At 63.8% G+C, this 22,773-nt stretch carries 21 protein-coding genes and 2 pseudogenes; 5 read left to right on the top strand and 18 right to left on the bottom strand.

All coding sequences use genetic code 11. The annotated features are described in order from the left end of the window. Positions 1 to 183: 183 nt before the first annotated feature. Positions 184 to 1,182: pseudogene (locus AC3ANQ_RS19105) on the bottom strand (ISL3 family transposase); the annotation flags it as partial. 486 nt (positions 1,183 to 1,668) lie between these two features. After that, positions 1,669 to 2,268, bottom strand: coding sequence for a TetR/AcrR family transcriptional regulator (locus tag AC3ANQ_RS19100; RefSeq protein WP_488302491.1), 600 nt, complete (start codon positions 2,266 to 2,268; stop codon positions 1,669 to 1,671). 125 nt (positions 2,269 to 2,393) lie between these two features. Between AC3ANQ_RS19100 and AC3ANQ_RS19095 the strand changes: the two genes are divergently transcribed. Beyond that, entirely contained in the window at positions 2,394 to 3,128 is a 735-nt protein-coding gene (locus tag AC3ANQ_RS19095; protein ID WP_488302490.1) for an SDR family NAD(P)-dependent oxidoreductase, read from the top strand. A 122-nt stretch (positions 3,129 to 3,250) separates the two neighbouring features. Further along, positions 3,251 to 3,874: an NADPH-dependent F420 reductase gene (locus tag AC3ANQ_RS19090; RefSeq protein ID WP_488302489.1), complete on the top strand. Its 624-nt coding sequence runs from the start codon at positions 3,251 to 3,253 to the stop codon at positions 3,872 to 3,874. 259 nt (positions 3,875 to 4,133) lie between these two features. On the opposite strand, the gene AC3ANQ_RS19085 is transcribed toward AC3ANQ_RS19090, so the two are convergent. The 6 genes from AC3ANQ_RS19085 to AC3ANQ_RS19060 form a co-directional block, all read right to left on the bottom strand. Then, positions 4,134 to 4,724, bottom strand: coding sequence for a TetR/AcrR family transcriptional regulator (locus AC3ANQ_RS19085; protein WP_488302488.1), 591 nt, complete (start codon positions 4,722 to 4,724; stop codon positions 4,134 to 4,136). Continuing rightward, the gene (locus AC3ANQ_RS19080) at positions 4,664 to 5,494 is read right to left on the bottom strand and encodes an NADPH-dependent F420 reductase (RefSeq protein ID WP_488302487.1); all 831 of its coding nucleotides are present in this window, start codon (positions 5,492 to 5,494) and stop codon (positions 4,664 to 4,666) included. Before AC3ANQ_RS19080 ends, AC3ANQ_RS19085 begins: the two co-directional genes overlap by 61 nt. Next, positions 5,491 to 6,087: a Rossmann-fold NAD(P)-binding domain-containing protein gene (locus tag AC3ANQ_RS19075; RefSeq protein WP_488302486.1), complete on the bottom strand. Its 597-nt coding sequence runs from the start codon at positions 6,085 to 6,087 to the stop codon at positions 5,491 to 5,493. The genes AC3ANQ_RS19080 and AC3ANQ_RS19075 overlap by 4 nt, the downstream gene beginning before the upstream one ends. After that, complete coding sequence (locus AC3ANQ_RS19070) at positions 6,072 to 6,431, bottom strand: NAD(P)H-binding protein (RefSeq protein ID WP_488302485.1); 360 nt, start codon at positions 6,429 to 6,431, stop codon at positions 6,072 to 6,074. The genes AC3ANQ_RS19075 and AC3ANQ_RS19070 overlap by 16 nt, the downstream gene beginning before the upstream one ends. Positions 6,432 to 6,483: 52 nt before the next feature. Beyond that, the gene (locus AC3ANQ_RS19065) at positions 6,484 to 7,104 is read right to left on the bottom strand and encodes an NADPH-dependent F420 reductase (RefSeq protein ID WP_488302484.1); all 621 of its coding nucleotides are present in this window, start codon (positions 7,102 to 7,104) and stop codon (positions 6,484 to 6,486) included. A 404-nt stretch (positions 7,105 to 7,508) separates the two neighbouring features. Further along, complete coding sequence (locus AC3ANQ_RS19060; RefSeq protein ID WP_488302483.1) at positions 7,509 to 8,447, bottom strand: LysR family transcriptional regulator; 939 nt, start codon at positions 8,445 to 8,447, stop codon at positions 7,509 to 7,511. 113 nt (positions 8,448 to 8,560) lie between these two features. On the opposite strand from AC3ANQ_RS19060, the gene AC3ANQ_RS19055 reads away from it, so the two are divergent. The 3 genes from AC3ANQ_RS19055 to AC3ANQ_RS19045 all read left to right on the top strand — a co-directional run bounded on the left by AC3ANQ_RS19055 (position 8,561) and on the right by AC3ANQ_RS19045 (position 11,639). Then, on the top strand, positions 8,561 to 9,712 hold the full coding sequence (locus AC3ANQ_RS19055; RefSeq protein ID WP_488302482.1) for a PrpF domain-containing protein: 1,152 nt from the start codon (positions 8,561 to 8,563) through the stop codon (positions 9,710 to 9,712). A gap of 57 nt (positions 9,713 to 9,769) precedes the next feature. Next, positions 9,770 to 11,080, top strand: a complete 1,311-nt coding sequence (gene dctA, locus AC3ANQ_RS19050; protein WP_488302481.1) for a C4-dicarboxylate transporter DctA — start codon at positions 9,770 to 9,772, stop codon at positions 11,078 to 11,080. Between the two features lie 247 nt (positions 11,081 to 11,327). Next, the gene (locus AC3ANQ_RS19045) at positions 11,328 to 11,639 is read left to right on the top strand and encodes a hypothetical protein (protein WP_488302480.1); all 312 of its coding nucleotides are present in this window, start codon (positions 11,328 to 11,330) and stop codon (positions 11,637 to 11,639) included. 7 nt (positions 11,640 to 11,646) lie between these two features. Here the strand turns inward: AC3ANQ_RS19045 and AC3ANQ_RS19040 are convergent, their stop codons facing one another. From AC3ANQ_RS19040 to AC3ANQ_RS18995, 10 genes and pseudogenes are all read right to left on the bottom strand, one after another. Continuing rightward, positions 11,647 to 11,886, bottom strand: a complete 240-nt coding sequence (locus AC3ANQ_RS19040) for a helix-turn-helix domain-containing protein (RefSeq protein ID WP_488302479.1) — start codon at positions 11,884 to 11,886, stop codon at positions 11,647 to 11,649. A 141-nt stretch (positions 11,887 to 12,027) separates the two neighbouring features. Further along, positions 12,028 to 12,258: pseudogene (locus AC3ANQ_RS19035) on the bottom strand (dihydrofolate reductase family protein); the annotation flags it as partial. 127 nt (positions 12,259 to 12,385) lie between these two features. Beyond that, positions 12,386 to 13,879, bottom strand: a complete 1,494-nt coding sequence (locus AC3ANQ_RS19030; protein WP_488302478.1) for a glycoside hydrolase family 32 protein — start codon at positions 13,877 to 13,879, stop codon at positions 12,386 to 12,388. A gap of 232 nt (positions 13,880 to 14,111) precedes the next feature. Next, positions 14,112 to 15,671, bottom strand: coding sequence for a glycoside hydrolase family 32 protein (locus AC3ANQ_RS19025; RefSeq protein WP_488302477.1), 1,560 nt, complete (start codon positions 15,669 to 15,671; stop codon positions 14,112 to 14,114). After that, positions 15,668 to 16,738 (bottom strand): ATP-binding cassette domain-containing protein, encoded by a 1,071-nt coding sequence (locus AC3ANQ_RS19020; protein ID WP_488302476.1) that lies wholly within the window; start codon positions 16,736 to 16,738, stop codon positions 15,668 to 15,670. Before AC3ANQ_RS19020 ends, AC3ANQ_RS19025 begins: the two co-directional genes overlap by 4 nt. Then, complete coding sequence (locus tag AC3ANQ_RS19015) at positions 16,735 to 17,700, bottom strand: ABC transporter ATP-binding protein (RefSeq protein WP_488302475.1); 966 nt, start codon at positions 17,698 to 17,700, stop codon at positions 16,735 to 16,737. Before AC3ANQ_RS19015 ends, AC3ANQ_RS19020 begins: the two co-directional genes overlap by 4 nt. Further along, positions 17,697 to 18,632, bottom strand: a complete 936-nt coding sequence (locus tag AC3ANQ_RS19010) for an ABC transporter permease (RefSeq protein ID WP_488302474.1) — start codon at positions 18,630 to 18,632, stop codon at positions 17,697 to 17,699. Before AC3ANQ_RS19010 ends, AC3ANQ_RS19015 begins: the two co-directional genes overlap by 4 nt. Before the next feature lie 10 nt (positions 18,633 to 18,642). Beyond that, positions 18,643 to 19,620, bottom strand: a complete 978-nt coding sequence (locus AC3ANQ_RS19005; protein WP_488302473.1) for an ABC transporter permease — start codon at positions 19,618 to 19,620, stop codon at positions 18,643 to 18,645. Positions 19,621 to 19,756: 136 nt separating this feature from the next. Next, the gene (locus tag AC3ANQ_RS19000; RefSeq protein ID WP_488302472.1) at positions 19,757 to 21,433 is read right to left on the bottom strand and encodes an ABC transporter substrate-binding protein; all 1,677 of its coding nucleotides are present in this window, start codon (positions 21,431 to 21,433) and stop codon (positions 19,757 to 19,759) included. A 78-nt stretch (positions 21,434 to 21,511) separates the two neighbouring features. Further along, positions 21,512 to 22,582, bottom strand: coding sequence for a LacI family DNA-binding transcriptional regulator (locus AC3ANQ_RS18995; RefSeq protein WP_488302471.1), 1,071 nt, complete (start codon positions 22,580 to 22,582; stop codon positions 21,512 to 21,514). Positions 22,583 to 22,773 lie beyond the last annotated feature (191 nt).

The following is a 22,773-nucleotide window of genomic DNA, read 5'->3' as shown; positions in this document are numbered from 1 at the left end:
CGTCCGAGATGCCGGACAAGGTCAGGCATCTCGGCCACGCCCTGGGGGAACCGGGGGCTGCGGGTGGCCGGTCGGTGGTTCAGAACGTGGGGACAGCGACCGGCCGACGTGATGGCGATTGCAACCGACTCACCTTTAACGGCTCTTGGTGGTTCGTGGGGAAAGGGATTCCCGGGATGAGTGTCATGCCGCCGTCCGGACGGCACTTCTCAAGAGAATAACCGATTTGTAATTGGCCGGGTTGCGGTAACCGCGGGCGGTGCGTTTGATGTTCTTTATGGCGGTGTTGTTGGCTTCGACCTTGCCTGTCGTGGCGCCGGTAATGATCAGGACCTCGATCTCTTTCCACCACCGGCAGACGGTGCGGTAGAGCATGTTCGTTTCCGGTCGTGCGGCTGCCTTGACCAGTTTCTCGAGTTCTTTCTTCGCCGTCGCGGCGTCCTGAAGGGAGCCGGTGCGCAGCAAGACCCGCAGCTGTTCCTTGACCTTCCAGACTGCCTGGAGTGTGCCGGTCGGATCGTCGGCGGCGAACACTTCTGCTAGCCGGTGGGCGGCCTTCTCCGTGAGGGTATCGCCAGCGCGCAGGAGAAGCATCCGGTGCGCCCAGGCCTTGTCGACGGCCCTTCTCCGGCGGCCCTTGACCTGTTGGGACAGGTTCTGCCGTGTCTCGGTCACGGCCTGGTTGGCCAGGGAGATCAGGTGGAAGTGATCGACGGCGACAGCGGTCCGGGGAAGCCACATCCGTAGCGCCTTCCGGAACGCCGCCGAAGGGTCGATCGCCACGACCTGCACGGCCAGACGCCATGCCAGGGGCCGGGCGGAGAGCCACTCCCCGACGCCCCTGTGGTCCCGGCCGTCCACGACGCCCAGCACCTGGCCGGTGTCCAGGTCCACGATCGTGGTCATCCACGGCTCGAACCGCGTCCAGACCTTCGATTCGGGGTCCTGGAAGTAGCGCACGGACCGGAACCGGTGCTCATCGATACCCAGCATTCTTGGGCTCAGCCGGTCCACATCCGGAAGGGTGAGGAAGCAGGCTTCGTTGAGCGCGGCCCGGACCATCCACCAGGACACCGCGAACGCGGCAGCAGTCTCGGAGACGGCCCGGCCCGAACGAATGACAGCATCCACGAGCTGGTCACGGAGCCGTCCGGTCGAGCGGGCACGCCGCGGGACCTGGGCGGTGGACGGACGCGGGGAGCGTAGGCATTACTGGGGGACAGCAATTGCAATCGACTCACCTTTAACTCACCTTAATGAGCGACAACCAATGACAAATCATCGCCTGTCGTTGATGGTAAAACCCCTAGAATCCGGGCGAAAATGACCAGGTTCCAGGCCTGCAAAGGCGTCCGGGGCTAAAGCTGCTTTACTAACCCCTTCTGACTCGGAAAGTCCCTGGAGCGTCCTCGCTGAGACGATTCATGGTGAGACACGTTAGCGAGACATCGGCAAGGCCGGCTTTCTCAGCCACTCGGCTGGCTCTGTGATTCGCAGCGATAAATGGCGGCCTTTTCGCAGCGCTACGTGTCACCCCACTGCACGTAAGTCGATCCTTGGGTTCTTGCGGTGGTCGCAACACCTAGCCAGTGAAGAGTGATTTGCGGAGTTGTCGTCGGCGTATCGGCCTGGTTTGGCGCCGCGGTTCTGGGCGGCGTTGCAGGCTGGTCAGTTCCTGAGCGAAGCGGCGGCCAGTGTCGATGCTGCGGGGATGGCGTTGTCGACGAGGGCGACTGCGATGGCGGCGGCGGTGGCGAAGGTGTCGGTGTTGAGGACCCGGCCGCGGGCCGAGGCGCCATCCAGGAGCAGCGCCAGTTGCTCGCCGAGCTGTTCGGGGTTGGCGGCACCGGCGTCGCGGGCGGCATCGGTGAGCCGCGCCGCAAATGCCGTCTTGTAGTCACTTGCGAGTACGCGTGCCGGGTGGCCAGGGTCGGGGATTTCGACGGCCGCCGAGATGAACGGGCACAGGGGCGCGTGGATCTCGAAGACGGCGAGGAGTCGTTCGCGGGGTGTGAGGTCGGTGCTGTCGAAGACTTCGGGCAGGATGTCGGGATCAAATTGGCGGAGGCATTCGGCGATCAGCTCGTCCTTGCTGGTGAAGTGCTGGTAGAGCGTGCGCTTGGACACCTGAGCCACCGCGCAGAGCTGGTCCATGCCGGTGCAATTGATGCCTTGATCGCGGAACAGTTGTTGCGAGGCGCTGACGATGCGCTCTCGTGCGCCCCTGCCGCGGCGCAGGCCTTGCGGCCCCTTCTCAAACTCTGTCATACGCCCAGCTTAGCTCAATCGGGTACCGATCGGTGTGCATAGCTTGACACCCCGCTCGCCCGCCCGATACGTTAAGTACTCAGATCGGTGTACCTAACATCGGCAAGCACATGAATGGAGTAATCATGGGAAAGCTCGATGGCAAGGTTGCGGTGATCACAGGCGCGACTAGTGGGATGGCGCTGGCCGGTGCGAAGTTGTTCGTTGATGAAGGCGCTTACGTCTTCATCTCGGGCCGGCGGCAGGACGCGGTGGACGAAGCCGTCAAGCTGATCGGCCGGAACGTGACCGGCGTGCAGGCCGATTCGGCCGACCTCGATGATCTGGACCGTTTGTTCGAGACGGTCAAGCAGGAAAAGGGCACGATCGACGTGCTATGGGCAAGTGCTGGGGGCGGAGCGCAGAGCAAGCTCGGCGACATCACCGAGGAGCAGTTCGACGAAGCCTTCACGCTGAACGCACGCGGCACTCTGTTCACTGTCCAGAAGGCGCTGCCGTTGTTGAGCGACGGAGGCTCGATCTTCATGACCGGGTCAAACGCGTCACTCCGGGGCTACCCCGATTGGAGCGTGTATGCAGCGAGCAAGGCCGTGCTTCCCGCCTTCGCACGGGTGTGGGTTGCCGAGCTGAGGGACAGGAAGATCCGGGTGAACGTGCTGACCCCCGGCTCGGTCGCCACGCCGATGATGGGCGATGTGTTGAGCCCGGAGTTGAAAGAGATGTTCGCGTCTGTGATCCCGCGGCGCGAGATGGGCCGCCCGGAAGAGATCGCGTCGATCGCGTTGTTCCTCGCCTCGGACGACTCGAGCTACGTCAACGGCCAGGAGCTGGTCGCCGACGGCGGCACCACAGTGATCTGAACCACGCACCAGAAATGCCGCGGGCGCACCCCACAACAACCCCGTCGCCACAACGAACTGATCTCGGAACGTGCACGAATGAGACAGGGCGACACCTCGAGATCAAGAAGAGAGCACACCTCATGAGCAGCATCACCCTAATCGGTACGGGGAACATGGCCCGTACCATCGGCACGCTCGCGGTGGCGGGCGGCAATACCGTCGAGGTCATGGGACGCGATCAGTCCAAGGCCGATGGCCTGGCCAAGGCTCTGGGCGGCGGTGCGACGACAGGCACGTGGGGCGCCATCCCCGCCGGGGACATTGTCATCACGGCCCTGTTGTACGACGGAGTCGTTCCGGTCGTCGCCGAGTACGGAGACGCCCTCGCGGGCAAGGTCATCGTCGACATCAGCAACCCCTTCAACGCCACGTTCGACGGACTGGCCCACAGCGAGGAGACCTCGATCGCGCAGGAAGTCGCCAAGGTGGCCCCGGCCAGCGCCAGCGTGGTGAAGGCATTCAATACCGTCTTCCGTAATGTCCTGGAGAAGGGCCGGCCCGACGTCTTCATCGCGGGCGACAATGCGCACGCCAAGGCGGATGTGGCGGCATTCATCGGGAGCCTCGGGCTGCGCCCGCTGGACGTCGGCGGCCTGAAAATGGCGCACTGGCTGGAAGGAATGGGTGTGGTCACGGTAGGCCTCGCCGGCAACGGGGTCGCCCACTGGGACTTCGCCCTCGGTGCCAACGAATTCACCGGCTGAGCCCCGGGCCCCCGGGCTCAGCCGGTGGACGGGCGGCTGCGCATTGTCGGCCGGTCCATTGTTCTCTCCACCAGGGTTGGGCGTGGGCTGGGCCGCCAGCTCACGCCCATCGCAGCCCGGGTATCCATGGCCCGAAAAGATCAGCGAGACCTCACTGAACGGATTCAGCGAGGACAAAGGCCCCATCCATCACCTGTAACACGCTGATGACGCCTCGGGGCGGAACGTTGGGCGTGGCGGAACTCGCTGCCGAAGGCAGTCAGCGTGGGGGCCCAGGGCGTTCCTGAGTGACGACATGGCTTGCTTCGTTGGGTAAGACTGCGCTCGACATCACGCTGAAGAGATGGTCCGCGCGTGGCGCTAGGGAGGGCTGATCGTAGACCCACGCAGCCGCTGCGACTAGCGCGAACAAGTCAGTGCCGTCGATGTCGGCCCGCGCCACGCCCGCGCCCTGGGCGCGGTAGAGAAGCCGAGTGCCCGCATCGTGCAACGCAACGCACGAGACATTGAGTGCGGATTCGGTGTCCTCGAGCGCGGCCACCAGCAGTCCCGAGAGACCCCGGTATTCGTGTGTGATCGCAACGCTGCCGCGGAACCATGTCAGTAGCGCATCCTCCGGCGTGCCCGACAACTCGAGGTCGGCCGCCTGAGCCGTCAGTTCGTCGACGTCTGTACGAAGCAAGGCCTCAATCAGTGCCTCTCGCGTAGGAAAGTGACGGTAGAGGGTGCCGAGCCCGACGTCCGCTTTGCGGGCGACGTCACGCAGTGATGCATCGGCTCCGTGCTCGGTCACGACTTCGCGCGCGACCACGAGCAGGCGATCGTAGTTCTTTCTGGCGTCGGCTCGCATATGTCTCCCTGGTCAGCAAGTGGGGCGGTGCTGCATAATCGGTGCACCGATCCACTTAGACTAACCCGCGTATGGCACAAGCGGAGAGAGACCGGCCCACGGCTATCGAGTTGCGATGGCCAGCGCCGCGCGGATGGCGTCCTCACTGCGGGCCGGCCCGACTCGACCGAGGTCGGCCCATACGGGGTTGCCCACACCGGCGTGCCCGTCGCCTGCCGCCAGCTGTCGGCCAGCGATCCAGCGTTGATCACGCTGTACCCGATGGTGTCGATGAATTCGGTCACCGCCGCCTTCGCCGGCGCGGAGTCGCCGGCGATCGGTAGGTACGTGCGGTCGGCCGCCCCCGCCGGGCGGGCGAGGGACAGCAGGTGCTTGTAGAAGATGTTGTTGAACGCCTTCACGATTAGGGCGTCCGGCATGTACCGCTGCAGCAGTTCGCTCGAGGTGAGCGACGTACCGTCGAGCTCGGGGATGTGCCCGTCGCGCTCGGGGCCGTAGTTGCAGGTGTCGATGACGGTCTTACCTCCGAGGGCTGCGGCGGGGAGCTCCGGGAACGCGCTGACTGGCACCGTGAGCACCACGATGTCGCCGGCCGCCGCGGCCTCCGCGCTCGTCGCCGCGGATGCCCGTAGCCCGAGTTCGGCGACCGTAGCCGCGAGCGTTTCGGGGCCGCGCGAGTTGCTGAGCACCACCCGATGCCCGGCGCCGATCGCGAGCCGGGCGAGAGTGGTGCCGATCTGTCCGCTGCCGATGATTCCCACGGTTGTCATGAGCGCCCCTCGGGGAGGTAGTGGCCGTTGTCCAAGTCGGCGATCAGGCCGGGATGTGTGGGTTCCCAGCCGAGGGCCTCCCGGGTGATGACGTTGGACATCGGGTAACTCTGCGTGACGATGTTCGCGATGAATCCGAAGTACCCCGGCAGCATCAGTTCGTCCAGGGGAATGCTCACGGCGGGCAAACTCAGGCGGCTGCCGATGGCCTCGGCGATCTCGCGGAAGGAAATTCCTTCGTCTTCGACCGCGTGCCAGTATCGGCCGGCCTCACCTTTTTCCAGCGCCAGTCGGAACAATGGAGCGACATCGCGGATGTGCACGGCGTTCCAGGCGTTCGCGCCGTCTCCGGGGTAGCCGGCGAAGCCCCGCTCCTTTGCCAGCGCGATCAGCATGGGCAGGAAGCCGGCACGGTCGCTCGTGCCATGGGCGATATTGGCGATCCTCACGACCGAAGACCGCACCCCCTGCTCGGCCAGGCCGATAACGGTGGTTTCGACGACATTGCGCACCCGCAGGGTGCCCCGGTGCTCATCGTCGACGAACAGAGCCGGGTCCTCCTCGGTGGCCGGACGGCCTAGCTGTCCGGCCACCCGACGCTCCCCGCCACGACCAGTGGCTTTCCCGTTCCCGCGAGTGCCTCACCGTAGGCGAGCATGACCGGGACTTCCGCCGCAGCCACAGCGTCCATCCCGCCCGTCGGGAGCAGGTCTTGCCGGTGAGCGACGTGGACGACTCCGTCGGAGTCAGCCGCTGCCTCTTTGAGCCCGTCAAGGTCCTGTAGGTCGCCACGGCGGACGGTCGCACCGAGCGCTGACAGCGCCGCCGCTGAAGCATCCGATCGGGCAAGGCCTGTCACCTCGTGCCCGGCGGCGATGAGTTCGGGGATGATGTGCGAACCGGAATGGCCGGTCCCGCCAGTGACGAGAACGCGCATGTTGCTGCTCCTTGCGAGTGATGCGGTGGACAAAATAGGGGCGCGGCTGCGCTCAGTTGAGAGTGTTGATGCCGAGGGCGATGTTGAAGCCCGCGCCGTTCTGGGCCAGGCCCATCAGCAGCGGTCCCACCCCTTCCAGCCAGCGGGCCATCTCGAGGCCGCCGGCATCGAGCGGACGGAGTCCGAGGGTCGTGACGAATGCCGACACAGTGGCCTTGGCTTCCGCGTCGTCTCCGGCGAAGAGCACGTCCCACGAGCCGTCCTGAGTTAGGACGTGACCGAAGACGGTGTTGAACGCCTTCACGACGTGCGCGCTCTCAGGGACGACCTTGGCGATCTCCCGCGCACCGGAACTACCCTCGGGAGTGACCACTCCGGTCGCGTCGGCGTTGAACGTATTTGAGATGTCGATGAGGATCTTGCCGGCTAGTGCAGTCCCGTACTGGGCAGCGACCTGAACGGCGCTGGTGTATGGCACCGCGAGGACGACGATGTCGCCCGTAGGGACAGCGCCGAACGTCCCGACCGTGGCCCCGCCGCCGAGAGTGGCAGCCAGGCTCTTGGCCTTGGCCGCGTCACGCCCGATGAGCTCAACAGTGTTGCCGCCCTTGACCGCGCGAGCGGCTATTGCGTTGGTCATGCCGCCGAGGCCGATGAAACTGATGCTGCTCATACGTATGTACTCGCTTTCGCTGATCTGGACCTAGCTTTCTGCAATCAACCGCGAAGCGGCGATCGGGCGACGCATGTGCGCTCATCCCAGGACAGGAAGCTGAACTGCTCTAATCGGAGCAGTAGTCCGAATATACGGTGCAGTGCTCCGTTAAGCAAGCGAGAGAAGTAGGAGCAGCCATTTTCAAGCCGGACGGGTATCGCATTTTGGTAATTGACCTCGCTCGCCAGGCCCGCTCCAACCCACCACACTCGAAGGTCGCTCCCGAAGACGGGGCGACAGGTTCATCGTTCATGATTGCTCCAGTCCACTCTGGAGCGCGTCTTGGAAATCTACAGTTTCCCGAGACGCTGATCGATGCCGGATGAGCCAGCCTGTGAATCGCAGCGATAAGTGGCGCGGTTTTATTCGCGGTAAATGGCATCCTGTTCCGCAGGAACGGATCCCCGACGCTTTGCTGTTGATCGAAACACCGCGGCAGCTTGTTGGGCGGCTGGGCTGAGCCTGCGGTTGGCGAGGTGGGCAAGGAGGATCCTGCGCTTGGGGGCGCCGGCAAGTGGGACGGCAACGACGTCGGCGCGGAGCGCGCTCAGGGCCAGCTGCGGGGCTAAGGCTATACCGATGCCGGCGGCGACCATGCCCTGTGTCTCCTGGTAGTCATTGGCAGCGAAGGCGATGCGCGGCTCGAAGCCGGCGTCGCGGCAGACGCGGCGGAGGACATCGGCCACGGGGTGTTCGTCGCGCACGATCCATTCCTGGTCCCTTAAGGTATCGATCCGTACGGACTGCCGCTCCGCAATGGGGTGATCGCGTTGCACGAGCAGCACTGTGGGGTCGTTCATCAGCCTGACCAGGGTCAGATTCTCATCCTCGATCTGTTGCCAGGGGTAGTCCCACAGCAGCGTCAGTTCGATGTCCCGCCGATGCAGCCGCTCCAGCAGGCCGTCCCGACGGGCGCTGATGACCGTGACTGCGACCTCCGGATGGCGGGCTCGGAATGCGAGAACGACATCTGGCATGAGGGAAGCGCCGACTGTGGGAAAGGTTCCCATCCGCAACTGGCCCCGGCGCAGCCCGGCAAACTCTGCCATTTCGGCGCGGGCGGCTTCGATCGTCCTGTCGATGTCGTCGGCGTAGCCGAGGAGGGCCTGCCCAGCCTCAGTGAGCACCACACCCCTCGGATGCCGATCGACCAGCGCAACGCCCACCTCATGTTCGAGCTTCGCTATCTGCTGCGAGACCGCTGACGTCGTAAAGGAGAGGGCCGTCGCCGCGGATGTCAGTGAACCTGAGCGGCTTACCTCGCGGAGCACGTGAAGCCGGTGAAGGTCAAGGGTTGCCATGAACACAGTTTAGCAAAACTATAGGACTATCGAGTTTCTTGTGATTGTGCTGAACCCAGTGTTCGCGGATCGTAGAGGTAGAGGCGCTGTGAAGTGCGCAACATCTATGAGACATGAAGGAGAAAACCGTGGGACTCCGAGGCCATTGGTACCGAGGCGGCACGAGTAAGTGCTGGCTCTTTAACGCCGAGGACGTAACCCCTCATGCCGTCAGCCGCGAGGAGATCCGCAGGCTGCTAGCCGATGCATTCGGCGCGGCAGATTCCCGGCAGCTTGACGGCGTTGGCGGAGGGACTTCCACGACGTCGAAGGCCGCCGTGGTCTGGGCCACACCGGGTGGGGAGGCAGATCTTGACTACCTCTTCGCCCAAGTCGGGATCGGAGACCCGACTGTGGAGCTGGGCTGCAATTGCGGTAATTGTGCCACTGCCATCGCTCTGTTCGCCGTCCAGTCGGGCATTGTTCCTCCTCGGCACGGCATCACGAGGGTCAGCATGCGCAACCTCAATACAGGAGCCGTGCTGAGCGGAACTGTCCCAACCCCGGGCGGCACCATCCCGAGGTCCGGTCTGGCCAGGGTTCCGGGCAGCAGCGCAGCAGGCGTTCCCGTCAGCCTCTCATTCCACGGCCCCTGGGGCCAGAGCGCCGGCGCCGTCTTGCCGACGGGGAACGCGGCCGAGGAGATTTCGGTAGGCGCGAGCACGCTGATGGCAACGCTGGTCGATGCCGGTGCGCCGGCGGTACTCATCCCGGCCGTCGAGGCTGGAATCGATCTGTCCTCGATGACCGGCAACCTCTCAGAGCACCTGCCCACGCTCATCGCGGCACGGGCATCGGCGGGCCTCATGATGGGGCTGCGGAAGCCTGAAGATCCTCCGCAGAACGCTGTTCCGAAGGTCGGTGTGGTGGCAGCGCCGGCGGATTACATCGCCGCGGACGGAACGAGCATCGCCGCGGACAGTCACGATCTGCGGGTTCGCATGCTGTCGATGCTTACCCCGCACCCCGCCATCGGCCTCACCTCGGCCGTAGCCGTGTCCCTCGCAGCCGCTCTGCCCGGATCCGTCGTGGCTAAACTGTTACGCCCGGCCTACCCCGCCATCCCCGGAGTCCCCCGCTCGTTGCGGATCGGGACACCTGCCGGCGTGATCACCACCGAAGTCATTATTGATGACAACGGCACCGTCAGCGAGATCGCCCTCCACCGGGCGGCCCGGCACCTTGCCACCGCCGACATCGACGTCGCACAACCAGTAACGGCCTAGCCCCATCGTTCCGCCCCTGCCATCATTAGGTGGGGCACTCACCCAGGAAGTTGTTCAATGAAGATCAAATCCATCCTCGGACACCTCTATGTCCAGGTACTTATCGGCGTCGGTCTCGGCATCCTCGTCGGCGCGCTGTGGCCCGACCTCGGGTCTTCCCTCAAACCGCTCGGCGACGGCTTCGTGAAGCTCGTGAAGTTCATGATCGCACCGATCGTCTTCTGCACCATCGTCAGCGGCATCACCTCCCTGACCGACACCAAGAAGGTCGGCCCGACCCTGCTGCGTTCACTGGGCTTGTTCTACGTCCTCACGGGCGTGGCCCTGGCCATCGGCCTGGGCGCGGTCATCCTTTTCCAGCCGGGAGCGGGCATGCACATCAACCCGGCTCACCTCGATACTTCGGTCGCATCGAAGTACACAAGCCAGCTGCCCAGCAGCAACCCGGTGGACTTCCTGCTGAGCATCATCCCCACCAGCTTCATCGGAGCCTTCGCCGACGGAGATGTGCTTCCCGTGCTCGTCATCGCACTGCTCTGCGGCTTCGCCTTCAGCAAGCTCGGGGCACCCGGCCAGCTGGCCCTCAACATGGTCACCAGCTTCAACAAGCTGCTGTTCGTCGTGTTCGGCTTCCTCATGAAAGTCGCACCCATCGGGGCGTTCGGCGCCATGGCGTTCACCGTCGGCAAGTACGGAGCCCATTCGATCGGCAACCTCGGGATGCTGATCCTCGCCTTCTACACAGCATGCGTCGTCTTCGTGGTCGTCGCCCTCGGAATCCTGGCGAAGCTCACCGGTTTCAGTCTCTGGCGGATTCTGCGCTACTTCCGCGACGAGTTCCTCATCGTCCTCGCCACATCCTCAAGCGAACCCGTCCTTCCACGCCTGCTCACCAAGCTCGAGCGCCTCGGCTGCGACCGCGGAGTCGTCGGCCTCGTCGTCCCGACGGGCTACTCCTTCAACCTCACCGGCACCGCGGTCTACCTCACGCTCTCATCGATGTTCATCGCCCAGGCCTGCGACATCCACCTCAGCTGGGACCAGATCCTCCTCATGCTCGGAATGATGCTCCTGACCTCCAAGGGCGCAGCGGGCGTGACAGGCAGCGGCTTCGTCGCCCTCGTCGCGACCCTGACAGTCATGCCCACGCTGCCCGTTGCCGGAGTGGCCCTGATCGTCGGTATCGACCGCTTCATGAGCGAAGCCCGCGCCCTTACCAGCACCGTCTGTAACATCGTCTCGTGCGTCGCCATCGCCAAGTGGCAGCGTGCGCTCGACACCGAGAAACTCCAATCCGAGCTCAAGACGGGCTACGTGCCCACCGAAGCCGAAAAGCTCGAGCTCACTGAACCGGCACTGGCACACTGACGGTGCCCTTCACGAGTCAGGCTCCAGCCCTTGGCAATAACCTGACCCGCCCACCCGTCGACCTCCGCCGGGTCCACACAAGGCTGCATCGGACACCCGGCCCTGCTATCCATCGCAACAGGTAACCCGACAGTCGGGAGCAGGAACCGGGTCCGGTGCCAACGTGGCGGGAAGCAGACACGCTGCTCCCCGCCACGTCCCCACCCGGACCGGATCAAACGGAACCAAAAACCATCCAGGGAACCCCATGACACCCCCCTTGCAACAGACCACTCCGGAGGAACTCACACAGGCACCGAGCGGCGCTCCGACGACAGAAATGGAGCGCATACCGGACTGGAACAAACTCACCCGCGCAGACGAAGTCGCAATCCGCCGCCACGATGGATCACTTTCCTCGGGACGGATCGACATGCTCTCCATGGACCGAAAGGTCTTCTGGATCATCCAGAATGACGGCAAAGGGCGCACGATGATCGAGAAGGACGAAGACACCACCGTATTCCGTCGCACATCGGGCCGCCGCAACGAAGGGCACACAGGGTCTTACCGGATATGAAGATTCATCAGTTCAGCTTGGCACGATGCAGCAGCAGTATCTCGTGCGGCATAACCCAAGCTGCCCGATGCGGCAGCACATAGCTCCTGGAGATGACTTTCACACCGTCCGGGCGCATCTTCCCCGTGGGTGAGACATGCCGATACAAGGTCTGGCGTGTGATGCCGAGTTCTTTGCAGAGCTCGCTGATTTTGGTGCCTGGCTTACCCATGGACGCTGCGGCAAGGCAGACTTTCGCGGCAGTCATTTTGTAGGGGCGGCCGCCGTTGCGGCCGCGGGCGGAGATCAGTTCGCGTTTTAGCCCTCGGCGAATGTGGTCATCTGCTGGCCACCGACGTGGGGCCGCGGGTGGTGGATCTATTTCCCCCACCGCTCGGAGGAACCGCGCTCAGCGCCTCGTCTCGTACCTGGTCAGGACCACGGCGCCGGGAAACATCCGCGTCTCCACCAGGTCCGGGTTCACCCAGCTGTCCAGCGCGGCGAAAGATGGCGTGCCGCCGCCCACCAGGACCGGATAGGTGGCCAGCGCCTACTCATCGATCAGCCCGGCCTGCATGGCCGCCCCGGCGAGCGTTGCGCGGCCGACGCTCATCGGGCCGCCGCCCTCGGCCTTGAGCCGAACCCATCGCGCGCCAGGGGACTCTCTATTTCAGGCGCGTCCCCTGGCAGGCAAGCTGGGTCGCAGTCGTCCACCCGTTGCGTTGATTGGGTGGGTCTGAAACCATCCGGCGGTTGGGTAGCCATGGTCAGGCGAGGGTGGTGAGCCTGAGCGAAGCGACCTTTGCGGTTCCGCCGGTGGTGTACAGCGAGACGCCGGTGCTGGAGGGGTCTGGGAAGACCAGTTCGGTGAGGGTGACTTCTCCGTCTTGGGCGAAGATCTCCACAGAGCAGTGATCAACGAAAATGCGCAGGTTATACGCTCCATCCACGGCACGCAGGGGCGCGGTGTCGATCGATGCAAAGGCGCTGTGGAACGCCGTGTTGCCCGAGACCGTTCGATCCACGAGCAGTCTGCCGTCACCCGGACAGATGCCGATCCTTATACCTTCGTTGCCGTTGCCGCGGATCACGAGGCCAAATTCATCTGCGGAACCGGGCACAAACGTTACCTCGATGAGTTGCACGGCGCCCCCGCCTGCCACGGAACGGATGCCATCGACGTCGAGCTCTGTGTAGGCAACTGTGCGGGTAAGCGCTGCGGGGTCAATCACTGCCTGCTGGGTGAGGTGCGGTGCCCCTTCAGAGGTGACCAGCGAGACCTCGCGTACAAGCGACATGGGGCTTCGCCAAGGGGAGGTTGGAATGTCGTTGCCGTACTGCCAGTTGTTCATCCAGGCCATCATGAGCCGGCGACCGTCCGGAACGTTGCTGAAGGACACAGCCGCGTAGTAGTCCCGGCCCCAGTCGAGCCAAAGATACTCGGCCATGTGCGCCGGATCCTGGTCGCCTTCAGTGACCGTGGTTTCGGACCTGAACGTCACGCCGTCGAAGTCTCCCACGAAGTACTGTCCCGCAGATCCTCCGTTCGGCCCGCCGGGATTGAGGTTAACGGTCAGCACCCATCTGATCAGGTCCTCGTTCCCGTCAAGTGGCAGAGGAAACAGGTCAGGACATTCCCAGACTCCGCCAGTAGCGTTGGCCGGCCCAAAACTGCTGAGGTAGTCCCAGCTCTTCAGGTCATCGGAACGGTACATCACGACCGTGAAATCCAGTGCCTCGACAGCGACCATTACCCAATAGGCGCCGGCCGGGCCGTTGTAGCGGAACACCTTCGGGTCGCGGAAGTTCGCGGAATTGCGGTTCAGGACCGGGTTTCCGTGGTACTTGGACCAGGTGTAGCCGCCGTCCGTGCTCCATGCGAGTGACTGGGCCTGGATCCCAGCGTGCTGTGAGTTCTCCTTGTAGGCACTTGTGTAGATGGCGACCAGGGGTGCAGCAGTTCCGTCGCCGAGTCCGCTGGTGTTGTGCTGGTCGTAAACGACGCTGCCGGAGAAGATGTCCTCGTATTCGTCGCAGGCAATAGCGACGGGTTGCTCTGTCCACGTGATGAGGTTCGTGGAGGTGGCGTGCCCCCACGACATGTTTCCCCAGACATTCCCAAAGGGGTTGTTCTGGCAGTAGAGGTGGTAATTACCCTCGTAGTAGATGAGGCCGTTGGGGTCATTGAGCCAGGTGTCCTTGCTGGCGTAATGCATCGCCGGCCGGAAAGCCTCACGTGTGGGCGCGGTTACCGCGGTCATGAATCAAAGTCTCATTTCATTTCGTCTTCCTGAGGAAGGGTGGGTGCGGCCATCCATCCGGCGAACGGCGCTGGGCGCTGTTCGGCCGCTGGTCGGATGCTGGTGTTAGCAGTTGCTCTTGTATAGGTCGTACGTCCGCTTCGCGGCGGGATGCCCCGGCCATGAGCTGGATGTCTTAGGTGATAGAGCGATGGGGAAATGACTCCAAAGGCGGGAGAGGTCGGATCCTGAGTTAGGGGAAGAGATTCCGAGCTCCTCCAAAGATCTCAGCCATGGTCCAGGCATCGAAGGAGAGCAGCCTCACGGTACCCTCGGCGGTCAGGCTCACGTGCTGGCCGGCCAGGGTCGGGTAAACGCGGGCGGTGAGCGGCTTACCGTTGGCGAAAATTTCGACGGCGGATCGGTCCACCAGGACGCGCAGGTGCACCCGGCCGTCGGGCATCGGGAGCGGTCCGGACTTGTCGTCGACATCAACGGTTGGATCGAGGCTGCTCTGAGTCCGGTCGAGGCGGAGTGTGCCTTGGCCGTCGCCTTCAGTGGTCCGGCACAGCTCGATCACTGTTTCCTCCTTGGATTTACCGGAGACGCCACCGTCAGCCGATCCCAGCAAGCCCAGTCGCAGCACAGCACCAGGCTCGAGCTGCACATCCAGTTCGAGGTCCAGTTGGTTGCCGGACACACCGGTAGCCACAGGTGCCCCGGTACCCAGCAGCTCCTGTCCGGGCAGGCCCACATGGTCCCGGCGCAGCTTCTCGATTTCAGGCACGGGCGCGAACACCAGGGTTCCGTCGTCGGCCACGGTTGTGACGCGCGGCAAACTCATGACGCCCGACCACCCGGCCTCGATCATCGCGGCGTCGCTGCGGCCCTCCTGAAGCCAACCAAACATGATGCGTCGGCCGGACTCATCCTGGAATGACTGCGGCGCATAGAAGAACCGTCCACCGTAGTCGAGCCGATGCAGCCCGGTGGGCTCGAAGGAGTTTTCCGAATAGCGGCCGGTCCAGTACAGCGGGTGGCGGGTGTCGCCGTTGTCCCATGCGGAAAAGACCAGCACGTCGGGCGCGTCGCCAGAAGTAGGAACCGTACCCAACGATCCCTCGCGTGCCCGGAACAGGTCCACGCATTCCCACATGGTCCCGGTCCAATCGGAATCGGCAGGATCGCCCTGTGAGGCGTCGCCGATGAACAGGGGCCCGACGTATTCCCAGGCGCGCAGATCCTCCGACTCGTACAGGAACGCCGTGCCGCCGCGCCCACGGATGCCCGATCCCACCAACTGCCGCCAGATGGAACCCTCGCGCCATACGCAGTGATCGCGATACGCCGTGATGTCCACTCCGGCCGGTGGAGCTGCGATGACCGGGTTCTGAGGAATTTTGCTCCAGCTCAGGAGGTCTGCGGATCCGACGGCAACGCAGGGCAACTCCTGTTCGCCCAGCCGTCCCGAGTACACCAAGGTGGGTGTTCCGCCGTCGTTCACCAACACCCCCGACCAGCAGCCGTCGGCGTCCGGACCTGCGGAAGGTTCCAGCGCCACCGGCTGGTCCGTCCAGTGGACGAGGTCGGTGCTGGTGGCGTGGCCCCACTGGATGCGGTGGTGGAAGGCGCCTTCGGGGTTGTACTGGTAGAAGAGGTGATAGGTGCCGTTCCATTGGCTCACGCCGTTGGGGTCGTTCAGCCAACCGGCCGGGGACACGAAATGGAAGCGCGGCCGAAGGGGGTCCGCATCGGCGCGGGCAATCAGTTCGTCCTGGGGGACGGTGCCGAGCGGGTGCGTCGATTCAGTCATGCGGAGGCCTTGTTGTCGGTAGGTTCAGTTGCCAGGGCGTGGCCGCCGGCTCCAGCCTGCGGGCGGTAGAGGTGGCAGCGCACCCAGTGGCGGTTTTCGGGGTCGCCCACACCGTGGCGAACGGGTTCCTCGGCCGAGCAGGCCTGGTTTGGGTCGCCGTCGAAAGCGCAGCTGGTCGAAGCCATCACAGCCTGCCGCAGCTCGGCCCGGCGCACGGGATCGTAGGAGCCCGCCCTGGCCGGATCCGGGACGGCTGAGACCAGCAGCCGCGTGTACGGGTGGGCCGGGTTGGCCAGGAGGTCCAAGGACTCGCCCTCTTCAACGAGCTCACCGGCGAACATGACCGCCGTCCGGTCCGCGAGGTATCGGGCCGAAGCGAGGTCGTGTGTGATGTAGAGCATGGAGATTCCCTGCTCATCGCGGAGCTTCCGCATCAGGTTCAGCACGCCGATCCGGACCGAAACATCCAGCATGGAGGTGGGTTCGTCGGCGAGGATGACCCGTGGTTCCACGGCAAGGGCCCGGGCGATCGCGACTCGCTGGCGCTGCCCGCCGGAGAGCTCGTGCGGGTAGGAGTTCAACATGTCGGCCTGCAGGCCCACGGTGGTCATAAGCTCCTCGAGTCGCTGCTGTGTCTCTGTCTCGGAGCTGCCGCCCTTCCGGTGGATCGCTAGCGACCTCCGCAGGAAGTGCTCCACTCTGTGGGCAGGATTCAGCGAGCCGAAGGGATCCTGGAAGACCATCTGCAGTTGGGAGCGGAACGCTCTCGATGCCTGGAAGCGGTCACGTTTGAGGACGTCGACGCCGTCGAGCAGGATCTCCCCGGCGCTCGGCTTCTCGAGCCGGGCAACGCAGCGGGCCAGGGTGCTCTTACCCGACCCAGACTCCCCCACGAGCGCCACGATTTCGCCACGGCCAATGGTCAGGTCCACGCCGTGCAGAGCCCGGACGGACTCCCGGGAGAACAAACCACCTATAGGGAAAGACTTTCCTAGTCCGCGGACCTCGAGGGCCGTAGCTTCGGTGTCAGCGGAGGGGCGCTGGGATGACAGCACAGCGTGGCTCATCGTGCGGCTCCTTCCATGATGGCGGTGTCATCAGCCGCTGAAGCGTCGGCACTGACCGGTGCGACGAAATGGCCGGGTGCTGCTTCGGTGAGGTCGGGGATATTCCGGAACTTCACGCCGTCGGGCAGTCCGGTCAGCGGAACCCGCGGACCGGTCAGCGGCGGGAACGCACCCATCAGCGCCTGCGTGTATGGGTGGCGGGGGTTGGCGTAGACGTCCTGGGCTTTCGCGGTCTCCACGATCCGGCCTCCGTACATCACCGCCATACGGTGCGAAAGTTCCACCATGAGGGACATGTCGTGGGTGATGAAGAGGACGGAGAAGCCCAGTTCGCGTTGGAGTTCCTTGATTTGGGCCATGATTTCCTGCTGCACCACGACGTCCAGGGCCGTGGTGGGTTCGTCGAGGATCAAGAGGGACGGCTTGAGCGCCACGGCCATCGCGATCACCGCACGCTGGCGCATGCCGCCCGAAAGCTGGTGCGGGTAGGACTTGAGTCGAGCGGGGTCGATCCTGACAAGTTCCAGCAGCTGGCCCGCGCGTCGGAGGGATTCCTTGCGGGAGTAGCCGGCGTGTGTGGTGAAGATGTCCACGATTTGCTCGCCGATGGTGAGCACCGGATTCAGCGAGTTCATGGCCGATTGGAAGACCATAGCGACGTCCTGCCAGCGGAAGCGCCGCAGTTCCTCCGGGCTCATGGCCAGGACGTCCTTGCCGCCGAAGGAGATGCTGCCGGCGGCGATTTTTGCGGGGTCCTTGAGCAGCCGCATGATCGAGTTGGCGATGGTCGACTTGCCGCAGCCGGACTCGCCCGCCAGCCCGAACACCTCACCGGTGCCGATGCTGAAGGAAACACGGTCGACGGCGGTGGTGGAGCGGGTGTCGCCGATGTACTTGACGGTGAGGTTCTTGACGTCGAGAACGGGCTCGTGGGAGCCGAAGGAAACTTGGGAGACTGTCACTTGGCGGCGCTCCTTTCGGTATTCTTTGGGGTTTTGATCTTCCGCAGCCGCGGATTAGTGACCTCGTCCACGGCGTAGTTGATGAGCGCCAGTGCGAACGCGACCAGCGCGATGCAGACACCCGAGGGAACAAAGACCCACCAGCTGCCGGTCAGTAGGGCGCCCTCGTTGCCGGCCCAGAAGAGGTTGTTGCCCCAGGAAACGGTGCTCACGTCACCCAGGCCAAGGAACTCCAGGCCTGCCTGGGCGCCGATGCCGTAAATCACGCAGGCAAGTAGCGTGCTCATCACGTTCGATGCCATGTTGGGCAGGATTTCGCGGAACATGATCCGGCCGGCCCGTTCGCCGGACACCACGGCCGCGGCCACAAAATCTTTGGAACGGATGGACAACGCCTGGGATCGCAATACACGTGCTGACCCAGCCCAGCCGGTAACCACGAGCACCAGGATCACGGTTCCCAAACCCGGCGGCAGGAAAGCTGCCAGGATGACAAGGAGCGGGAGTCCGGGCAGGAGCAGGAAGACGTTGGTCACCAGGGACAGTGCTTCGTCAATCAACTTGCCAAAGTACGCCGACGCCAGGCCCACCAAAATGCCGATGAAGGTGGATGCGAAGCCCACAGTCAACCCGACGAGCAGGGAACTGCGGGAGCCATGGACAGTCAGGGCAAGCACGTCCTGACCTTTGGCCGTGGTGCCGAGCCAGTGCTCGGGAGACGGTTCCAGCGAGGCCATCGCGGTGATCCGCGACGGATCTCCCGGGAACAGAACGGGGGCCAGCAACGCAAGCGCGATGAACACGAGCATCACGATCATGCCCACCAGGGCCTTCTTGTTGGTGATAAGTCCGTGGACGAAACTGCGGTTGGGCTTGCGGGCAGCTGTGGGCTCAGTGGGCTCAGTGGGCTGCTTGAGAATTGCGGTTGTCATGATGGGTCCCTCAGTTGCTGCGCACACGCGGGTCGAGGCGGACGTAGAGGATGTCCACCAGGAAGTTCGCCAGCAGCACGGCGGCGGTGATGGTCAGGAACAGGCCCTGCATAAGCGGGTAGTCGAGGCCTTGAACGGCGTTGAGGAGTTGGTAGCCGACGCCGGGATACGCGAACACCACCTCGGTGAGCATTGCACCACCCACCACAAAGCCCAGCCCCATGCCGAAGCTCGTGACCGACGGGAGCATGGCGTTCCTTGCCGCGTAGCGGAGCATGATGCGGCCCGGCCGGAGACCCTTGGCCTGGGCCATGGTGATGTAGTCCTCCGAGTTCGTGGCGATCATGGTGTTCCGCATGCCCAGCATCCAGCCACCGATGGACACCAGGACGATCGTCAACGCCGGGAGCACAAGGTGCGCACCGACGTCGCCGATGAACTCCCAGGTAAACGCGGGCTCCAAGCCGTCCGTGAAAGCGTGGCGGATCGGGAACCAGCCCAACACCACGCCGAACAGGTACAGGGCTCCCATGGCTAGCCAGAAGTACGGGAAGGATCCAATGAAGATCAGGAGCGGCGGCAGCGCCGAATCGATCGCACCGCCGCGTCGCCAGGCGGCCAGGATGCCGAGAAGATTGCCGATGATGGCGGCGAACACCAGGGCGGTTCCGCCCAGCAACAGGGTCCAACCGATCTGGCTGGCGATGACCTCGGTGACCGGGGTGGGGAAACGCGAGATGGAGACACCCATCTGGCCGGTCAGGATGTTGTGCATGTAATCGACGTACTGTTCCCAGAGCGGCCGCGTATCCACGCCGAGCAACTTGCGCAGGGCTTCGATCTGTTCGGGCTGCATCTTGCCCTGGGTACGGGCGAACATGCGTGAGACGGGGTCTCCCGGCATGAAACGCGGGAGCAGGAAGTTCAGGGTGACGGATGCCCAGAAAGCAATCAGGTAGAAACCCAGGCGGCGAAGGATGAAGCGCACTGTTTCCCTCCATTTCGGGAATTGCGGAAAGTTTGGAGGCACGCCCGGCGGGGTTGTCGCTGGATGCGGCGAGGCGGCGCCGGGCGTGCGGTTTAGGGCTGGTCGCCGGGTGTCCGGTGACCAGCGGTCAGCGGTACTACTTGCGCGGTTCCAGAGTGGTCAGGACCAGGACCGTGGTGGGGGAGCGGTCAGAGAGCGTTGCGTAGGGGTTGTCCTGAGTGGGCCATCCCGTGAAGTGAACGTCCGTGTAGTCGCCCCATTCGGGGCCGGAGAACAGCGGAACCGTCGGGGCCACCGCGTTATATTCCGCCTGAAGCTGGTTCGCGATCTGCTTCTGCGCGGCTTCGTCGCCAGCAGCAGCGAACCGCTGCAAGAGATCATCGGCCTTTGGATCGCCGAAACGGTGGTAGTTCTCGGTGGCCTTGACGCCCACCGGCTTGACGGTGGAGGTGCCCATGGTGGAGCTGAAGTACTTGAACGGGCTGGGGTCGTTCGCGCTCCAGACGATGCCGGTGTCGAACGTTCCCTGCTCGTAGCCGGAGACGACGGAGGCCCAGTCAGGGGAGTCCACCTTGGCGGTCACGCCGATGGCCTGGAGGTTCTGGGAGATCACGTTGGCCACGGAGAGCCAGTCGGAGGAGCTGGCGCCCACGGAGATCTTGAACTCGAAAGGCTTGCCGTCCTTGAGGGTGCGCTTGCCGTCCGCGCCCTTGGGGTAACCGGCGGCGTCGAGCATCTTGTTCGCTTCGTCCACGTTCAGCTTGGTCCAAGTGCAGTTGTTCGCCACATCGGCGTTCTTCCAGCTCGCGTAGTTGCCGGAGAGGCCTGTGCAGTCGGCCGGAGTGGCGTACCCGCTCATGCCGATCTTGGTGACCTGGTCACGGTCAACCGCCATGCTCAGGGCCTTGCGCACCGTCCCGTCATTGAACGGCGCCTTGCTGGTGTTCAACTGCCAGTTGATCATGGCGCCCGTCGGCGGGAACCAGAAGTGGCGGTGGTCCTTGTCCTTGGCGATGAAGGTCTTCTCGATGTTCGGGATGAACTGGGTGGACCAGTCCACATCACCGTTGACGCTGGCCAGGTTGGCGGCATCGTTTCCGGACATCGCCAGCATCTTGATGCCGGCGATCTTCTGCTTGTCAGGCTGCCAGTAGTTCGGGTTCTTCTTCAGCACGAAGGACTGGGACTGGAAGCTGTCCACCTGGGTGTAGGGGCCGGTTCCCACGGGGTTGGCGTTGGTGTCCTTCGCCGGATCGGCGATGGATGACCAGATGTGCTTGGGGAGAATGGGGAGCTGCCCGATCTCATAGAGCGCGGGGGACCAGGGCTTGTTGAAGGTGAATGTCACCTTGTCCGTGCCCACCGGAGTGACGGAATCCAGGTACTCGAAGCCGCCCTTGAGCTTCTTCTGCAGCTGGAAGGTGTAGGCCACGTCATCGGCGACGAAAGGCTGCCCGTCGGACCACTTCACGCCGTCACGCAGGGTGAAGGTGACGGATTTGCCATCCTTGGCAGCGTCCCAGGAGGCGCCCAGCCAGGGGACCGTGTTGCCTTTGGCCGGGTTGAAGACCATCAGGGGTTCGTAGATGGCCTGCTGGACCATGGGGTTCACAGTGGGGGCAAAGGGGTTGAAGTTACGGTCGAAGGTACTCATGTCCTCACGCGGGATGGTCAGGAAGGCGTTCGCGTTAGCTCCGGCGTCGGTGCCGGCGGACTTGTTGACGGTGGCAGCGCAGCCAGTCAGCAGCATTGCACCCACAGCCAGTCCGGCCGCTGCAATGCGGGCAGACCTCAAGAATCGGGGTTGTGTCATGATGGGTATCTCTTTCCTATCTTCATCAGCAAGGTGAAGGGGTGGGTAAGGGTTTGCTCTTCGACATTGATTTCACGGTCAGACCGAAGAGCGTTCTAGCAGCGGACAGTCGACCAATTGCTGGTCGGCAGTGATCGGCTGTCCTGCTGTCAGAGCTGCGAGCGTCTGGACTCCCAGAGCGCCCATTTTTTCGAACGGCAACGCAACCGTGGTCAACTTTGGCCTGAGGTAGGCCGCAATCAGTTCCTGGTTGTCGAAGCCGATCACGGCGATGTCACCGGGGATGGTCAGTCCCCGTTCCTTGATGGCGTCATAAGCGCCCATCGCCATGCGGTCATTGAGGCAGAACAGTGCGGTCGGCCTGTCCTGCTGGGGGTAACGATCCAGGATTTGGCACGCCGCCTCATAGCCTCCATCCGCCGTCGCATGCCCGGACACCACCAGCTCCGGATCCAGTTCCAGCCCGGCGCCCGCGAGTGCTTCTCGTGCACCCTCCAAACGCCCGACGGCCGCGGGAATGTGCGGGTCCAGATTGATGACTCCGATCCTGCTGTGGCCGGCCCGGAGCAAACGATCGACGGCAACCCTGCCGCCCGCGCGCTCGTCCGGGACGATCGAGGGCAGCTTCCCGTCCGCGTCGAAACAATTGATCAGGACAGTGGGAACCTCGTGGGCGCTTTCCGGAACATGCACGCCGCGGTGGTATGTTGCCGCGTACAAAAGTCCTTCCACTCGTTGTTCCAGCAGCTTTTCCGTTGCTGCATCTTCCAGCCCTTGGTTGGGTCCCACGGCATCGGCCTGGTCGGAAGGCGCGATGAGCAGGAACCGGTGGTCAAGCCAGGCTTGATCCTGGGCGCCCTTGATGATGTCCACCGCAAACGGGGCCGTCACGATCTCGGTGACGAGTCCGTACCAATCACTGCGCTGGGAAGCCAGTGCGCGCGCTCCGGCATTCGGGCGGTAACCCAATGCCTGAACGGCGTCGTTGATGCGGATGCGCGTTTCCTCAGAAATGCTGGCGTTTTCTCGGTTGCTCAGCACGAACGAGACCGCCGTCCGGGAGACACCGGCGTGCTTGGCGACATCACTCATGGTGACACCCCGCTGCCGCACAGCCGCGGCTTTCTGGGGGGTGGTGGTTTTCGCCATTGAATGCTCCGGTGTCTTCGTTGATCCTGCGCGCAGTACCAGGGGTTCGGTCTGAGGTCGTATCGCAATCCTTGGCAAGTAACGCGGGTTACCTTCAACGATGTGATTGAGGTTACACGCGTTACCTCGTAGCTGTCAACGGCTTCTACCGGCATGCGGGCAGTTGGTTCACGACCACTTAAGCCAGGTCG

Source organism: Arthrobacter sp. DMZ02-1R (assembly GCF_057747935.1).
Note: the sequence above shows the minus strand (reverse complement) of the source record. Positions and strands in the feature narration are given on the sequence as shown.

Coding starts and splice junctions, on each gene's coding strand:
- AC3ANQ_RS19020 (WP_488302476.1), bottom strand. CDS start 16,738: ATGAGCCACGCTGTGCTGTCATCCCAGCGCCCCTCCGCTGACACCGAA.
- AC3ANQ_RS19040 (WP_488302479.1), bottom strand. CDS start 11,886: ATGACTGCCGCGAAAGTCTGCCTTGCCGCAGCGTCCATGGGTAAGCCA.
- AC3ANQ_RS19100 (WP_488302491.1), bottom strand. CDS start 2,268: ATGACAGAGTTTGAGAAGGGGCCGCAAGGCCTGCGCCGCGGCAGGGGC.
- AC3ANQ_RS19000 (WP_488302472.1), bottom strand. CDS start 21,433: ATGACACAACCCCGATTCTTGAGGTCTGCCCGCATTGCAGCGGCCGGA.
- AC3ANQ_RS19030 (WP_488302478.1), bottom strand. CDS start 13,879: ATGACCGCGGTAACCGCGCCCACACGTGAGGCTTTCCGGCCGGCGATG.
- AC3ANQ_RS19085 (WP_488302488.1), bottom strand. CDS start 4,724: ATGCGAGCCGACGCCAGAAAGAACTACGATCGCCTGCTCGTGGTCGCG.
- AC3ANQ_RS19055 (WP_488302482.1), top strand. CDS start 8,561: ATGAAGGAGAAAACCGTGGGACTCCGAGGCCATTGGTACCGAGGCGGC.
- dctA (WP_488302481.1), top strand. CDS start 9,770: ATGAAGATCAAATCCATCCTCGGACACCTCTATGTCCAGGTACTTATC.
- AC3ANQ_RS19070 (WP_488302485.1), bottom strand. CDS start 6,431: ATGCGCGTTCTCGTCACTGGCGGGACCGGCCATTCCGGTTCGCACATC.
- AC3ANQ_RS19045 (WP_488302480.1), top strand. CDS start 11,328: ATGACACCCCCCTTGCAACAGACCACTCCGGAGGAACTCACACAGGCA.
- AC3ANQ_RS19010 (WP_488302474.1), bottom strand. CDS start 18,632: ATGACAACCGCAATTCTCAAGCAGCCCACTGAGCCCACTGAGCCCACA.
- AC3ANQ_RS19095 (WP_488302490.1), top strand. CDS start 2,394: ATGGGAAAGCTCGATGGCAAGGTTGCGGTGATCACAGGCGCGACTAGT.
- AC3ANQ_RS18995 (WP_488302471.1), bottom strand. CDS start 22,582: ATGGCGAAAACCACCACCCCCCAGAAAGCCGCGGCTGTGCGGCAGCGG.
- AC3ANQ_RS19080 (WP_488302487.1), bottom strand. CDS start 5,494: ATGACAACCGTGGGAATCATCGGCAGCGGACAGATCGGCACCACTCTC.
- AC3ANQ_RS19060 (WP_488302483.1), bottom strand. CDS start 8,447: ATGGCAACCCTTGACCTTCACCGGCTTCACGTGCTCCGCGAGGTAAGC.
- AC3ANQ_RS19025 (WP_488302477.1), bottom strand. CDS start 15,671: ATGACTGAATCGACGCACCCGCTCGGCACCGTCCCCCAGGACGAACTG.
- AC3ANQ_RS19065 (WP_488302484.1), bottom strand. CDS start 7,104: ATGAGCAGCATCAGTTTCATCGGCCTCGGCGGCATGACCAACGCAATA.
- AC3ANQ_RS19090 (WP_488302489.1), top strand. CDS start 3,251: ATGAGCAGCATCACCCTAATCGGTACGGGGAACATGGCCCGTACCATC.